This window comes from Massilia oculi (genome assembly GCF_017582745.1).
In the GTDB taxonomy this organism is placed as follows: Bacteria; Pseudomonadota; Gammaproteobacteria; order Burkholderiales; family Burkholderiaceae_D; genus Telluria; species Telluria oculi_A.
On record NZ_JAFVIM010000023.1, the window covers coordinates 1 to 14,515 of the forward strand.

Annotated in this window: 10 protein-coding genes, 1 tRNA gene and 1 riboswitch; all 11 genes read right to left on the reverse strand. The window is 62.5% G+C overall.

The window, feature by feature from the left end:
- Positions 1-106 precede the first annotated feature (106 nt).
- On the reverse strand, positions 107-4,471 hold the full coding sequence (locus J3U95_RS22110; RefSeq protein WP_208280803.1) for an RHS domain-containing protein: 4,365 nt from the start codon (positions 4,469-4,471) through the stop codon (positions 107-109).
- Positions 4,472-4,480: 9 nt separating this feature from the next.
- The gene (locus J3U95_RS22115; protein ID WP_208280804.1) at positions 4,481-7,447 is read right to left on the reverse strand and encodes a type VI secretion system Vgr family protein; all 2,967 of its coding nucleotides are present in this window, start codon (positions 7,445-7,447) and stop codon (positions 4,481-4,483) included.
- Between the two features lie 304 nt (positions 7,448-7,751).
- Positions 7,752-7,827 (reverse strand) — tRNA-Lys (locus J3U95_RS22120).
- Positions 7,828-7,905: 78 nt separating this feature from the next.
- Positions 7,906-8,661: a tol-pal system protein YbgF gene (gene ybgF, locus J3U95_RS22125; protein ID WP_071363434.1), complete on the reverse strand. Its 756-nt coding sequence runs from the start codon at positions 8,659-8,661 to the stop codon at positions 7,906-7,908.
- Positions 8,662-8,762: 101 nt separating this feature from the next.
- Positions 8,763-9,287, reverse strand: a complete 525-nt coding sequence (gene pal / locus J3U95_RS22130; RefSeq protein WP_109344256.1) for a peptidoglycan-associated lipoprotein Pal — start codon at positions 9,285-9,287, stop codon at positions 8,763-8,765.
- 34 nt (positions 9,288-9,321) lie between these two features.
- Positions 9,322-10,593 carry a Tol-Pal system beta propeller repeat protein TolB gene (gene tolB, locus J3U95_RS22135; protein ID WP_208280805.1) on the reverse strand — a complete coding sequence of 424 codons (1,272 nt, stop codon included), beginning with the start codon at positions 10,591-10,593 and terminating at the stop codon, positions 9,322-9,324.
- Positions 10,594-10,624: 31 nt separating this feature from the next.
- Positions 10,625-11,605, reverse strand: a complete 981-nt coding sequence (tolA, locus tag J3U95_RS22140) for a cell envelope integrity protein TolA (protein WP_208280806.1) — start codon at positions 11,603-11,605, stop codon at positions 10,625-10,627.
- A 10-nt stretch (positions 11,606-11,615) separates the two neighbouring features.
- Positions 11,616-12,047 (reverse strand): biopolymer transporter ExbD, encoded by a 432-nt coding sequence (locus J3U95_RS22145; protein ID WP_109344254.1) that lies wholly within the window; start codon positions 12,045-12,047, stop codon positions 11,616-11,618.
- Between the two features lie 30 nt (positions 12,048-12,077).
- A complete protein-coding gene (gene tolQ / locus J3U95_RS22150) occupies positions 12,078-12,761 on the reverse strand; it encodes a protein TolQ (RefSeq protein WP_005671250.1) in 684 nt (227 codons plus the stop codon).
- A gap of 20 nt (positions 12,762-12,781) precedes the next feature.
- Positions 12,782-13,186 carry a tol-pal system-associated acyl-CoA thioesterase gene (gene ybgC, locus J3U95_RS22155; RefSeq protein WP_208280807.1) on the reverse strand — a complete coding sequence of 135 codons (405 nt, stop codon included), beginning with the start codon at positions 13,184-13,186 and terminating at the stop codon, positions 12,782-12,784.
- A 267-nt stretch (positions 13,187-13,453) separates the two neighbouring features.
- Positions 13,454-14,200, reverse strand: coding sequence for an SDR family oxidoreductase (locus tag J3U95_RS22160; protein WP_208280808.1), 747 nt, complete (start codon positions 14,198-14,200; stop codon positions 13,454-13,456).
- A gap of 168 nt (positions 14,201-14,368) precedes the next feature.
- Positions 14,369-14,488, forward strand: a riboswitch (ZMP/ZTP riboswitch).
- The last annotated feature ends 27 nt before the right edge of the window (positions 14,489-14,515 follow it).

Genomic DNA, 14,515 nt, shown 5'->3' on the forward strand with positions numbered 1-14,515 from the left:
GTGCCGCCATCCTCAATCGCTTCACGCGCTTGGGCACGCCCACGACCGTAGCGGTGACCATGCCGTAAATCCGTCTGGGGTTTGGGGTACTACGCGCTCAATTGATTTATGCAACAAAGCCCCCCTGAAACCGTATTGGATTGCGGATGTCAGCCTTGCGCGCCGCTTCACTAATCGCCTCCTTTGCTTGCCCCCATGCCTTGTACTGCGCCGACCACGCGACCTTGCCCTCGCAATCTGTCAACTCCTGCGCCGTACCCAGATGATCGCATTGATAGAAGGCGATCTCTTCCTTATCGAACGGCTCGGCTTCCTGTTCGCACTCGCCGTTCCACAGCGGATCAAGCGCAATATCGTATTTTCCGTCGTTGTCCGCCATCAGCGCTTTGACATCGGTCGTGGGCATCAGTCGAAGCGCCCGGCTCCGGGTAGCCCGCACCAGCGGCACGAAGCTGTCGCGCTCGTACACGTAGTGCACCGTCCGTTCGCCCGCCGCATAGCTCTGGTGTACGCTGCTTTCCAACGCCAGCGTGTCGCCATCCCAGCCATACATGGTTCGGGCGGTCTCCCGAAAGGCAGTGTCCTTCATTACACCGCTGCGCTTGGCGATGCGCCGTCCGAGCGGATCGTAGGCATAGGTGGTGACGCCATGCCAGGTCGTAGCCCGGATCATCCGGTTGAACGCATCCCATTCATACTCTGACCGAAGGCCTTCCTGGGTTCGTTCCACGACGTTGCCGCGTTCGTCATAGCGGTAGCGCACGCCGGCATATTCCTTGAGTAGGTTGTCCAACAGTTTCGGCAGTGGGACACGGCGGCTAATGGGCTCCTGCTGCGCGGTATCGGGTGCTTGGATGTTCCCGGCCGGATCGAACGCGAAGGTTTCTCGACCCAAGGCGCTGTTCGCCGCCAGCAGCCGTCCGACCGGGTCGTAGCGGTATTCGATGCGGCCGCGCCGGTTGTCTTCGAGGCTGGTCAGTTGGCCGGACTGGTCGTAGCGGTATCGCCGCACGATTGCGGCCTGCATGCCGACCTGGACATCGGGACGGTACTCGTCGGGGGCGAAATACCGGTCCTTCCGACCGACCAGCGCGATGGCACCGAGCTGCTGTTCGATCAATCGGCCAGCCGGGTCGAACTTCATCGTTTGCAGTAGGCCGTTGGCCTGAGTGCGGCCGGTTTCCCGATACAGCGCGTCGCGCTCGAAGGAGACAAGGTCTTGCCCGTCGAGCAGCAGGCCATGCACGTGGCCGGCGCCGTAAGTCAGCCATTCGATGCGGTGGCCGTCGGGGCGGGTGGTGCCGGTGCGCTGATTGAGTTCGTCATGGTGGTGATGCCAAACGGCGGTGCGCTTGTCGGCGTGGAAGGGACCCTGGTAGTGCTGGTGCTCGCGTACCAGATTGCCGGCGTCATCGTAGAACCACTGCAGTCTGGCGTGTTCATTGTTCGCTTCGGCCAGTTGGCCGTTGGCGTTGTAGGCAAAGGTTTCGATCTGTTCCGGCTTGCCGGGCGCTGCGGCCCGCCGTTGCACCAGCCGGCCCATGGGATCGAATTCCAGCCGCGTGGTCACGCCGGCTTCGACGGTTTCCGCCAGCACGCCACTGGCTTCGTCATAGCGGTACTCGGTGGTCTTGCCGTCGAAACCCTGTTCTTGCAGTAGGCGGCCAACCGAGTCGTACCGGAAGCGGTAGATGCTGCCGTTTTCGTTTTCCAGCGCGGTCAAGCGGCCGAGCACATCCCACCGGTACTGCAGGCTGTGTCCTAACGCATCGGTGCGCTTCGCGATCTGTCCGGCGGTGGTGTAGCGGTAGGCGGTGGTGCGCTGCAATGCGTCGGTGTGTGCTAGCAGCCGGCCTTCGGCGTCGTAGCGCAGTTGCTCTTGGCTGCCATCGGAGTGCATGACGGCTTCGAGCTGGCCGGGATGATTGCCGCTGTTGGAGCCTTCGCTGTGCGCCTGCGCCAGCGTTTCGGCACTTACCGGCGTGTAGCGGTAGCGGGTCACATTGCCTGCGGCGTCAATACTTTTGACCCGGCGCTTGCGGTCGTCGTATTCCCACTGGCTGCTGTGCCCGGAACAGTCGGTGTAAGCGGCGAGCTGGCCGTCCGGGGTGTAGACGAGTTTCGTCACACCACCTTTAGCATCGGTGACTTCGACGGGCCGCCCAGCCTTGTCATACGCGTACTGGGTCTTGTTGCCGCGAGGGTCTGTTTCTTCGACCAGATGGCCCTGGGTATTGTAATCGCGCTTCCAGGTGCCGCCTTCGGCATCGCGGATGCCGGTGACGCGGTGCTGGGCGTCATACTCGAAGTGGACCTGGCTGCCGTCGGCGCGGGTGTGGGTCAGCAGGTTCCCGTGGTCGTCGTAACGGTGATGCTCGCTGCTGCCGTCGGTGTGGATGTGACGGACGACGTTCTTGGCGTCGTCGCGGAACAGCCATTCCTCGAGTCCGTCCGGATACACGATGCGGTAGGTGTAGCCGGCAATGTCGTAGTAGTAGCGGGTCTCGTTGCCAAGCGCATCGGTGACATAGGTCAGGCGAATGTTCTTGTCCCACTCCAGCCGGGTGTCGTCGCTGCCGTCGTCGGCCCATTCGCGGATTGCTTTGGCGTGCGCGCCGCTGTCTATGCTGGTGTCGTAGGCGAGGTTCATGCCGCGCCCGGTGCGGTCGGTATAACGGGTGACGAGGTGGCGGTCGTATTGGTACTGCCAGGAGGCGCCGTTTTCATCCTGGGCTTGAATCAGATCGCCGTGATCATCGTAGTCGTAGGCAGCAAGTTGGCGCTGCAGCTTGCCGTCCCTGATTTCCCACAGCGCGCGGATGCGGCCGGTATCAAGGTCGATCCGGGTGCCAACATGGGCGACGATGGTCTCGCCCTGCTTGCTGACGATGTCGCTGAGCACTTCCTCGCCGGCATAAGGGCCATTGGCGACGACGTGATCGTAGCGCAGGCCAAGGGCGGCGCCGTCGCCGGAATGCAGCGCGATCAGCCGAAAATGTTCCTTGCCCAGCTCGGCAGTCTTGGCGCGCACTGTGTCCACCAGCTCATAGGTTTCGCGCCAGGGGCTCGGTTCGCCTTCGGGGAGCGGCTTGCCGAAGTCGAGCGTGAGCAGGGTGGCGCTCATGCGGGTGAGCGTGACTTGCTCGACCGGATCGTAGTGCCGCTGGCCGATGTCCAGCCACGGATAGCGGTGGCTGCGGCCGTCGGCGGCGTGGTAGAGCAGGGCGGCGGGCTTGCCTTGGCCGACGACATCGATGCGGGTGCTGTACGGGGTGAGCCAGCGCGCACCGAGATTGCCGCGGTCATAGGCGCTCAGCTGGCTGCGGTAGGTGCGGCTCCATCCGATGGGGAGCGGCGCATCCAGTACGAAATCGGTATGGGTAAAGGTTTCGGCGCCGGTGGCGAAGCTGATCGAGTGTGCGGTGCCGCCTTTTGCAGGGCACAGCTTGCAGGCATTGGCGTCGCCCTTCGCCGGGCTTTGCCGGCCGCTCGTTCCCAATTCGTGGCCGGGGTTGTTCTTCTTATGGTCCGCGCCCTTGCTTGAGGGGACCATCGCTGGATGCCTCCGCTTGCGCTTGACGACCGCGTCGCGCAGCCGCACCAGCAGCCACCGGATGCTCATCTGCTCCTGTTCGTCGGCCAGCGCGGCGAGCTTGCTGCGAAACGCCGGGTTGAACTCCTGCAGGTGACCGATGATGCCCGTTACACCCGCGACCGCGTTCTGCGGCAGGTGGCTGGCCGCCGCTGCGGCAACATAGTTCGCGGTATTTTTGTACTGTCGGCCAAGGGCGCCAAGCATACGGCGCAAGCTGCTTTCTACCTTGGGGTCGTGCAGCTTGCTCTCCACTTCCGCCGGAGAAGCCACCTCGAACAGAGGTTCCTTGCCGATGCAGCGGTTCAGGATCTTGATCAGATCGTCCGCAATGCCGTCGGCAGTATCGGCGCAATTGTCGAGGATGCCGGCCAGTTTGCCCATCGCGCTGTCGACAAAGGTCTCGATCTCGCCGGCCAGCCTGGCGTTGAGGTGCAAGATCAGCACTTCGATTAGTGCGCTGCCGAGATCCTTGACACCTGACGCCAGCTTTTGCCGGGTCAGGTGCAGTGCCGGGCGCAGGCTCATGCGCGCCGCGCTCATCCCCAGCGGCACCGGAACGACGCCGATCAGGTTGATGCCGAGGCTGACCCAGTGCAGGAAATCGACTTCCTTCTTATTGATGGTCTTCTGGACCACGCCAACCATGTCCATGATGGCGTCGATCAGCGCCATGATGTTGCCGATCACCGGCAGGCTGCCGGCCACCGTGCTCAGGCGCTCCAGCGTGACGTAGTCGTTGCTGATCTTGCGCAGCCATTTATCGAAGGCGGCGGCGCCGGCGCCGATGTCTTGCTGATCTATGGTGTTGAGTGGGGCGACTGCGACTTCCGGCGCGCGTTCGGCGGGCTTGGACGGGGGCTGCTCGGTCTCGGTCATGGTGGCTTTTTATATGACGGATTTTTTCGGGATCGGGGACAGCGCTTCAGCGCCGATGTCCGGTAGTGATCCGGGCAAGCCGAGGGTGGACGCGGCGGCGCCGGCAGGTTTACCGGCATTTAAAGCGCCGTAGGTATGCGGGGCCGTCGCGCCGCCTGGAAGCTTGCCCACGGCATTGGCCATGCCCGCCTGCCCGACCGACGCCAGCAATGCTTGCGCGCCGCCTTTGGGAAGCGACTGCACCGCGCTTGCCGCTTGCTCCGCGGCTTGCGCAATCGCGCCGAACTTGCCGGCTGCGCCGTTGAGACTGCCTGCTGTCGCATCGGGGACAGTCTCGGTCAGCGCCACGGCCGGCCATTCGGTCCCCTGGCCGAAGTAGCTGCCTTCATCCCACGGGTCGCGCGGGTCCTTGCCGTAGCTGACCGTGGCCATCCCCATCGGCAGGCCGGCCACGCTGGCAAAGCCGTTGCCATCGAGCGTCCCCTGGTGGACACCACCTTCGGCATCGACGACGGTGTAATCGCCTCCCTGGATGCCTTGCTTGCTGCTGCCCTCCAGGTTCACGTACTGGTGACGGAGCGCAAGCTGTCCTGGCGGCAGCTGCACTGTCTGCGGCAAGGCAGGCGTCCCTTCGCTCTTGCCGGGCACGAAGCTGTGTTGCGCCGCGTGCTGACGCCAGTTGCCGCTGGTGCCATGAACGATCCCCGATGCGTTCCAACGGCTGAAGCTCGTGCCGCCGTTGATCACGACCTCTTCCTTCGCCGTGATCGTGATCCGGTTGGCGGTATGGGTGATGTTGAGCTTGGCCAGGATGTTGACGCTGTCCTTCAAGGCGGTAATGTCGATGTCGGCGCTGGCCGCCACCAACTTCATGCCGGCCTTGTAGGCAAACATGCGCACCGCTTCCTTTACGCTCACGAGCAGGCTCTTGCCTGCACTTAGGCTGGCATGGCCACCGCTGGTCAGGGCGGTATGCTCCACACTCATCAGGTGGGTGGAACCCTGCGAACTGGTTTCGATACCGGCAGGGCTGGCCAGGGTGAGGTGGGGAGCCTGGAACTCCGGAAATTCGCCTTGCGTCGGCGAGCCCCCTTGGCCTTTGATGGCGTCGGCCTGCGCCTGCAGTGCGGCGACGACCTGATCCTGGTCGCCCGGTTGGTGCGCCTGCGCCTGCTGCGCGGCCTGCGACAGGCTGTCGTGCAACTCATGTCCCTGGGCCAGACGCGCCAGGGTCTCTGCCATGTCGGTGATATGGGCGTGGGCGTTCGGGCGACCTTCGGTGCTGAGCAGCAGGCCTTGCTGCGCGCGCACCACGCCGTGGCCATCGGAGCGTAGCTCGAAGCCCTGGCCGCGCGCATCCTTGCGTCCGGCGTTGTCGTCGATGCGGTTGATATGGCCGAGGCTGAGCTGACTGGCCAGATGGTCGCTCTTGAGCTGTGCCTGGATCTTCCCCTGCGTGTCATCCAGTACCAGATGATTGCTGCGGCCGCCGGGCGTGTTGCCGCCTTCGGCACTCAGTTCCCGGCTTCTGAGCCCCATCAGCGCCTGCTGTTCGGGCAGCTTCCATGGCGGCATATAGCTCTGGTTATATACGGAGCCGGTCACGATCGGATGGTCGGGATTGCCATCGAGCCATTGCACGATGACTTCCGATCCGACCCGCGGATGGCTGGCCAAGCCCTTCTCGCCGCCGGCCCAATTGCTGCTTACCCGTACCCAGCAGCTGCTACTTTCGTCCCGGTCCCAGTGAAACTTCACCTGGATGCGCCCGTACTGGTCGACGTTCAGGCTGCCCTGGCCTTGCGAGCCGACCACGATGGCGGTCTGCAGAGTCAGCAGCTTTGTGTCCGTGCTGTTGAAGCCACGTCCCGGACGCCAGGGCACCGACTTGCTTTGGCAGACCAGGCGGTTCCTGTATTCCGCTGTCGCGTCCTTGCCTTGCAGGTAGTTGTTGCTGGCCTCATGATGCACTTCCAGGACCAGGAATTCGCCGTCGCCGCTTTCGCCGAAATGGTCGAGCAGCTTGAACCATCGGCCCGCAGCGACCCTCCGGTTGTTGCCCTGCGCTTCGACCATCTTGCCGCGAGCCTCGATTTCTTCCATGCGCAGGCGTGCAAGCTGGTCGGCGCCGGACTGGTGCTTGAAGCCGTAATGCCCTTCATAACTGTGCACTTCCAGCCGTGGAATATCACCTTGTTCGTTGACGGTGACAATGTCCGCATGTACTGAGCGCGGATTCTTGAAGTCGAAGCCGCTCACTGCCGCTTTACTGGAAGCCCACTGGCGCAATGGGCTCCAGTCGCCAATCGCGTTTTCTTCTATGGAGCCGCCTGCGCGCTGGAAGCGGATACCGGGCGATGCCCCGTCGATCGGCTCAGAGGTGCGCGTGTCGTTGCCGACCTTTAACACGTGGCCTTCGTTGGTATGCTCGTACCAATAGCAGTAGCCGGCCGCTTCCCAACGCCGACACAGGTAGTTGTGGTCGGTCTCGTCCCACTGCGTGGTCATCGTGAGCTGTGGCTGTTCGCCGGCGACCGTCCACTCCCACACAGGCAGGCTGCCGTAGCCGGCAAAGACCGTCTCGGCCTGTTCCCTCAGGTTTTGCGCATGGAACAAGCGATTGTTCCGGCGTAGACGCGTATATGCCAACCACGGCTTCAAGACGGCTTCATAGAAGGCCAGGCCACCATCCGTCTTGATCAGCTTGAAAGCTGCGACATAACCGGTGAATGGGCGCAGGCTGCCGTTGTCCTGCACCAACGATATGCACAGCAGCTTGCCGTGCATCGCCTCGAGTGCTATCCGGGCATCGTCGCTCAGCAGTTCCACCTTGAACTCGAAGTCGCGCGACAGGTATTCCGCGCCTTCGAACCGGTTTACCATCAGCCTCGCTTGCGGACCGTCCTTCTTGGGGAACGACAGGCGCAACAGGCGGGCGTGCTGGTGGGCTTCCAGCAGCGATTGCAGGACAGTCATCGTGGATCCGCATCAGTTGATGGAGCCGCAGTCCGTCTTGCACGCTTCGTTTGAGCGCGGCTGGACGTGCGACGAATCTCTTGACTGTAGTTATTAATCGCGAGCGACTGATGACGTAACGCAACTATTCACAAAGTCGTGCCGCGCAGCGGTATTAGCGGCGACCTTGAGATTTCACGGATTCAATGGGCGGGAGATGAGATTCCGCGCGGGGCGAGTGCGGTACGGAAAATAGAGCAGGGAATGCGGCAGAAACAAAAAAGGCGTCACGATCACTCGTAACGCCTTTTGCTACAACATATTCTGGTAGGCCGTGCTGGGCTCGAACCAGCGACCAACGGATTAAAAGTCCGCTGCTCTACCAACTGAGCTAACGACCCGAAGAAGCAAGATTATAGGGCTAGGTCATGAACCTGTCAATTGCCGAGCCCGATCAAACCGCGCTTGAAGCCTGCGGCTTACTTCAGCGAAGCCAACCGATCCCGCGCCGTCTGCGCCGCGCTCGAGTCCGGATACTTGGACACCAGCGTCTGCAGCGACTTCTTCGCGTTCTTGTTGTCCTTCAGCAGGGCGTAGCTGCTGGCGATGTTCAGCATGGCGTCCGGCACCTTGGCGCTGTCGGCGTAGGTGGTGGTTACGACCTGCTGGGCCGCGATGGCCTTCTTGTAGTCGCCCAGCGCGTAATAGGTGTTGCCCAGCCAGTACTGCGCATTCGACGCATAGGCCGATTGCGGATACTGCTTGACGAATTCCTGCAGCGCGACGGACGCGCCCTTATAGTCGCCCGACTGGAACAGGGCGGTGGCGGCCTCGTAGGCGGTCTTTTCGGTCGGCATCACTTCGGCGGTCTGGCCGTCGATGACTTCCTGGCGCGGCTCGAAGCGTTTCATGCGCGCGTCGAGATCGGCGTACAGCTGCTTCTGGCTTTCCTGGGCCTTGGACAATTCATTCTGCAGCACTTCGATCTGGCCGCGCAGGCGCGCGATCTCGCGCATGGTCTGCTCGTGCTGGTTCAACATCTCGATCTGGACCGTCTTGTCCGACTTGCCGTCGATGCGCGCGGTCAGGTCGCGCGTGATGTTGTCGACCTTGGTGCGCAGGTCCAGGATGGCCTTGCGCGCTTCGTCGTCATCGAACGGGCCGGCCGCGGCATGCAGCGGCATCCACAGGGCCAGAACGAGGCAGGCGAGGCGGGACGGAGACAGTTTGATCATAAGCGTTGCTCTTTCTAAACCGGTTGCTGAGATAAAACGGGGCGGGTAGCAGTCTGCACTGCGTCCCGCCCCCTGTCAATCGGCTGAGTCAGCCGTATTGATTACTGGTAAACGATGTCGGCGCGGCGGTTTTCAGCCCAGGCTTCTTCGTTGCTGCCGGTAGCTTTCGGCTTTTCTTCGCCCAACGAGACGGCTTCCATCTGGCCTTCCGACACGCCCAGCGATGCCATCGAGCGACGGACGGCTTCAGCACGCTTCTGGCCCAGGGCCAGGTTGTACTCGGTGCCGCCGCGTTCGTCGGTGTTGCCCTGGATCAGGACTTTACGCGAGGTGTTCTTGGTCAGGTAGCCCGAGTGGTTCTGCACCACTGGCTGGCCGTCGGCGCGGACCACGAAGCTGTCGTAGTCGAAGTAGACGCTACGGTTGGCCAGGACGCCTTTTGGATCGTTCAGTGGATCGACGGTGCCGGTTTCCACTGGACGGATGTCACGGCTGTCGGCCACTGGTGCTGCTGGCTCTGGCGACTTTTCAACGACTGGGGTTTCGTCCAGTTTGGTTGGCGACGAGCAAGCAGCCAGCAGGGCGGCAGCGGAAGCGATGAAGGCGAGACTCTTGAAGTTGCGCATGGATTTTCTCCTGTTCTGGTTAAGGTTTTACTTCTTACTTCATGAAAGGACCCCAGCTGGGCTCCCGAATGTTTCCCGCTTTGGTCGTCAAGCGTTGCTTGACCCGTCCATCCACAGACACCACTGCAAGCGAGACGCGCCCGCCGCCCTTGGTTGCATACATGATGTACTTGCCGTTAGGCGAAAAACTCGGTTCGGTGGCCCCATCGGCCAGGCGAAGTTCCCGGCCGCTTGCCAGGTCCATCGCGTATAAGGAGAAAGCGCCGCCGCGCTGCGAAATCCAGGCCAGCGTCTTGCCGTCGGAAGAGACGCGTGGGCTGATGTTGTAGTTGCCGTTGAACGTCACGCGGGTGGCATTGCCGCCCGAGACGCTCATCTTGTAGATCTGAGGACCGCCGCTGCGGTCGCTCGTGAAGTAAATGGTCTGGCCGTCGGCCGAGAACTGCGGCTCGGTATCGATGCCAGGATTATTGGTCAGGCGACGGTGGCCGCTGCCGCTCGAATTGACGGTGTAGATTTCCGTATTGCCGTCCTGCGACAGGGCGACGGCCAGGGTCGAGCCGTCCGGCGACCATGCAGGCGCGGAGTTATTGCCCTTCTGGTTGGAGATCACGTTGCGGCGGCCGGTCATCAGGTCTTGCAGATAGACCACCGGCTTGCGGTTTTCCATCGAGACGTAGGCGACCTTCATGCCGTCCGGCGACCAGGCCGGCGAAATGATCGGTTCCTTGCCCTGGGTGGCGATGATCTCGTTCTCGCCGTCGGCGTCGGCCACGGCCAGCGCGAAGCGGCTCGCCGCGCGGTCTTCCTTCACATACGCGATGCGGGTCGAGAAGATGCCGCGCACGCCGGTCAGCTTTTCATAGACGTCGTCGGCGATGCGGTGCGCCTGCAGGCGGGTGTAGCGGGGCTGGACTTCGCCGCCCAGCTGCGAGATTTCGCCGCCCTTGACGGTGTCGAGCAGCTTGTAGCGGATCGCGAAGCGGCCGTCCGGCTGGCGCGCCACGCTGCCGACCACCAGCGCGTCGGCGCCACTGGCCTTGAACGCGCCCAGGTTCACCTTGCCGGCGTCGGCATCGCTGATCACCTGGCCGGCGTCGATGACCTTGAACACGCCGCTGCGCTCGAGGTCGGCGCGGATGACGGCCGAGACTTTGTCGGGGGCGACGGATTCGTCGGCGAAGGCGGCGATGGCCACCGGAATCTGGTTGCTGCCGACGCCGGCGATTTCGATCTGGATTTGCGCATTGGCTGTCGTCCCCATTGCGAGGGAAACGCTGAACAGCAAAATGTGAAGTTTTTTCATGGAGTCTCTAGTAAAACTGGTTCGAACCGAATCAATCGTAATCTTTCATCGAGAAATTCACGTCAAGCGTACGCTCCACGGTCCCGTCCTTCTTCTTGGGAAGTGGAGATGCTTTCTTGATACCATTTTCCACTGCTCTGTCAAATTCTGGCACACCGCTGCTTTTCACGAGGCGTACCGACATGATTTCGCCGGTCGGCAACTGCTCCACCCGGAAGGTGGCGCGCGGATTGCCGGCCACGTCGGTATTGCCCGGATAGGCCGTTGCGCTCTTGATCGCAGCCGTGATCGCGGCGATGTAACCGCCATCGCTGCGCGGACCGGTCGACTTCACCGCGGTGCCGGTGCTGCCCATGGCGCCGGCCATGCGCTTGAGCTCTTCCTGGCGGAATTTCTCCAGCTTGGCGGCCTCGGCCTTCGCGGCAGCGGCTTCCTTTTTCTTCTTTTCAGCAGCAGCAGCGTCGGCCTTCTTCTTCTCCGCGGCTTCCTTCTTCTTGCGCTCGGCTTCCTCGAGTTTCTTCTTCTCGGCTTCGTCGCGCTTCTTCTGTTCCGCTTCCTCGCGTTTCTTCTGCTCGGCCTCTTCGCGCTTGCGCTCTTCCGCTTCCTTGCGCTTCTTCTCTTCAGCGGCAACCTTCTTCGCTTCTTCTTCCTTGCGCTTCTTTTCCTCGCGCAGCGCGATTTCAGGATCCGGCGTCGGCGCAGGACGTTCCACCACCGGCTCCGGTGGAGGAGGGGGCGGCGGCGGTTCCGGCGCGGGCTCGGGTTCGGGCTGCGGCTCGGGTTCCGGCGCCGGCTCGGGCGGCAATTCGGGCGCCGCGGCGGTCTGCACCGACATATCCCACACCTCGGCCTCGACCGAGACCGGATTGACCTTCTGCCAGCTCACGCCGATCGCCAGGAAGGCCAGCAGCGCCGCGTGCACCGCCACTGCCAGCAGGAACGATGGCAGTGGTTTCGGTTCTGGCGGCACGTAGTAGGGCGCGCCGTCGTTGACTGACTTCTTTGCGGTCATATCTTCGGCGTCACTGGGTGGCCAGGCCGACCCGGTTGATGCCCATCTTCTTGGCTTCCGAAATCAGCTGGATCACGTCGTCGTACTTGCTGTCACGGTCGCCTGCGATCAGGACCGGAAAGTCCGGATTCTCTTCGTGCAGTGCGCGCAGGCGCTGCAGCAGGGCGGAGCGGTCGGCCACTTCGTCCTGGGCGACTTTTACTTTTCCGTGCACGCCGATCGAGAGCTTGTTGCCCGGCTCGATGGAAATCTGGATATACGTGTCCGGCGGCAGCGCGGATTTCTCGGCGCGCGGCAGATTGACGACGCTCGGCGCCTCATTCGCCGGCACCGCCATGAAAATGATGAGCAGCACCAGCATCACGTCGATATACGGCACGACGTTGATCTCGGACTTGAACTTGCGGCGACGTCCGCCGCGCATGCTGCTGGAAAATGCCATCCCGATGCTCTCCCGGTTCTCGTGGGCGGATCAGCGCGACTGGCGCTGGAGGATGTTCGAGAATTCTTCGACGAAGCTCTCGAAGCGGTTCGCCAGGCGGTCGATGTCGTGGGTGAAGCGGTTGTACGCGACCACGGCAGGGATTGCGGCGAACAGGCCGATCGCGGTCGCGATCAGCGCTTCGGCGATGCCGGGAGCGACCACCGCCAGGGTGGCCTGCTCGACGCTGGCCAGGCCGCGGAACGAGTTCATGATGCCCCACACGGTGCCCAGCAGGCCGATGTACGGCGAGACCGAACCGACGGAGGCCAGGAAGTTCAGGTGGGTGTCGAGCGAATCGAGTTCGCGCTGGAACGAGGCGCGCATGGCGCGGCGGGCGCCGTCGAGCACCGAGTTCATGTCCAGGGCTTCGCGCGATGCCTGCTTGCCCTTGATGAACTCGCCCATGCCGGCTTCGAAGATACGGGCCAGGGGGCCGCTCTGGTCGCGCTGGCTGCTGGCGCTCTGGTGCAGCGTGTGCAGGTTGCCGCCGGCCCAGAAGCTGCGCTCGAACTGTTCGGTCTGCGCGCGCGCGGCGCGGATCGCGAACACCTTGCGGAAGATATAAGTCCAGCTCACGATCGACAGCAACAATAGCAAGGCCATGATCAGCTGCACCAGCACGTGGGCATTGGCGATCAGGGAGACAAACGAGAGGTCATGGGTTGCGGTCATGGCTTAACTTATATGATTTTTCAGGCGGCACGCATTTTAGCAGCCACGTCGTCGGGCAGGGAGCGAGGACGCGTGGTTCTTACGTCAACGCAGCCGATTTTCACGTTGGCTGAATTGAGCAGCACCTCGCCGCACCATGCTTCCTGGAGAAACTGAACCGAAGCTCCACCCACTTTCGTCACGCTGGTGCGGATGCTCAGTTCGTCGTCGAGACGGGCGGCAAGGCGGTAATCGAGGGTCATGCTCCTGACGACGAAGGCCGTATGGTCCGCGTCGATCAGCGCTTGTTGTTCGATTCCGAGCGCGCGCAGGAACTCGGTACGGCCACGCTCGAAGAACTTCAGGTAGTTGGCATGATAGACAATGCCTCCGGCGTCGGTATCTTCGTAATAAACCCTGACTGGCCAGTTATACACTGAAGGCATTCTTTGTTGCCGAATAAATGAAAACGGGAAATATTTTACGCGACTTTCCACTTTAATATGTACGCTGACGTACGTTGAAAGTGGAAAAGTTTTACGTACTGGTAGCACGGGGTCGTGCTTTTGAGCAGTAGTAGACTTGAAACGTGGTTAAAAGACCAATCACTGTAACACTTTCTCACAAATGATGGCTGTGTGATCGGTCTTCACGGCCTTTACAGGGGTAGAGTTGGCGGCTCCGCCGCCGACCCTACGGTAGCGAGCGTCGTCTTATCCCCGGCGCACGTTGAACGGCGAGAACCCCTGGCACGTCGGCATCAGCTCGATGCTGTTGACGTTGACGTGCGGAGGCAGCGTCGCGATCCAGAAAGCGGTGTCGGCGATGTCTTTCGCGGTCAGTGGTTGCGTGCCTTCGTAGACCTTGGCCGCGGCCGCGTCGTCGCCCTTGAAGCGCACGTTCGAGAATTCGGTGCCGCCGCACAGGCCCGGCGCGATATTGGTGGCGCGCACGCCGGTGCCGACCAGGTCGGCGCGCAGGTTCAGCGTGAACTGCTCGACGAAGGCTTTAGTTGCGCCATACACATTGCCACCCGGGTAAGGATAGTGGCCGGCCACCGAGCCGATATTGATCACCAGGCCGCTGCCGCGCGCCACCATGTCCGGCAGCACGGCGCGGGTCATGGTGACCAGGCCCTGGCAGTTGGTCGCGATCATGGTTTCCCAGTCCTCCAGGGGGACTTCGTATGCTGGCGCCGTGTTCAGCGCCAGGCCGGCATTGTTCACCAGCACGTCGATCTGTTTCCACTCGGGTGGCAGGCCGGACAGGGCGGCCTCGATCGAGGCGCGGCTGGTGACGTCCAGGGTCACGGCCAGGGCGCTGTCGCCCAGCTCGCGCGCCAGGTCGGCGATGCGGTCGGTGCGGCGCGCGGCCAGGACGACGCGGTGGCCATGGGAGACGAAGGTGCGCGCCATTTCGGCGCCGAAGCCGGCCGATGCGCCGGTGATGAAGACGATCATGATGGGTCCTTGGATGGCAACAGGGGGCAGGCGGGAGAGGCAAGGCGCGCTGCCGAACCGTAAAATTGTAGCCGAAACGACCACGGGTCCGCTGGACGGCCCGCATTCTCCGCCCGCACAGCGGTTTCCTTGCCCTACGATGGGGAGTTCAGTACAATTTGGAGTCCTTACGTCTCACGTAACTGGCGAAACACCGCGTGCGCGCACCATTCGGATGCACGGCGCGGCAAAGGTGGGCACCCACCGGGGAACGTGAGACGCCATACGCCGTTCGCCTGGGCAGCCATCAACCGGTACGCGTTCGATCGCGGCTGC